The sequence below is a fragment of the Chryseobacterium sp. SIMBA_029 genome (assembly GCF_046535275.1).
GTDB lineage: Bacteria > Bacteroidota > Bacteroidia > Flavobacteriales > Weeksellaceae > Chryseobacterium.
Genome location: NZ_JAWRXA010000957.1, coordinates 1 through 228, shown reverse-complemented (window position 1 = coordinate 228; position 228 = coordinate 1). Strand labels below are relative to the sequence as shown.

Annotated in this window: 1 rRNA gene; it reads left to right on the top strand. The window is 47.4% G+C overall.

The window, feature by feature from the left end:
- Positions 1 to 228 (top strand): 23S ribosomal RNA (locus SB679_RS26635); the annotation flags it as partial.

Below are 228 nucleotides of genomic sequence, written 5' to 3'. Positions count from 1 at the left end.
TTAGATGTTTGAGAGGGCTTGATTCTAGTACGAGAGGACCGAATTGAACAAACCGCTGGTGTATCAGTTGTACCGCCAGGTGCACCGCTGAGTAGCTACGTTTGGAAGAGATAAGCACTGAAGGCATATAAGTGCGAAACTCGCCTCAAGATGAGACATCTTTTAAGGGTCGTTGGAGATGACGACGTTGATAGGCTACAGGTGTAAAGGCAGTAATGCCATAGCCGA